Source organism: Campylobacter troglodytis (assembly GCF_006864425.1).
Lineage (GTDB): Bacteria > Campylobacterota > Campylobacteria > Campylobacterales > Campylobacteraceae > Campylobacter_D > Campylobacter_D troglodytis.
In genome coordinates this window covers 1-384 of record NZ_QHLI01000278.1, presented here as the reverse complement: position 1 = coordinate 384, position 384 = coordinate 1, and the positions used below count along the sequence as shown (strand labels likewise).

Genomic DNA, 384 nt, shown 5'->3' with positions numbered 1-384 from the left:
ATTTTATTTCTATAAATAAAGTGAAGCTTTATAAAAGCTGACATATTTAATAAAAATGCCAAAGATAGCAAATAAGCTTTGTGGCTTGGATTAAATCCGCTAAAATAATTCCAAATAATATACAAACCAAGAAAAAACAATGAACTAAGAATGCTAAACAAGATAATATTTCTAAATCTACCACGTAAAAAAGCATATTGCGTATAACAAACAATGCAAAAAGGATTAAGTAGAATAAATAATTGGCAAGTTTTCCAAGTTGCAAATTTTTTTGTATTGTAAAAATCCTCTTGCATTATAAAATTTATCACATCAAGGCAAAGTTCTAAAATTATATTGGCTAAAAAATAGCCTATAAACCAAGTCATAGACATAATAATATAA

General features: G+C 25.0%; 1 protein-coding gene. It reads right to left on the bottom strand.

The genetic code is table 11. The features are described from left to right. Positions 1-384: hypothetical protein (locus DMC01_RS14590; protein ID WP_221887184.1), on the bottom strand; the 384-nt coding region annotated here is incomplete at both ends.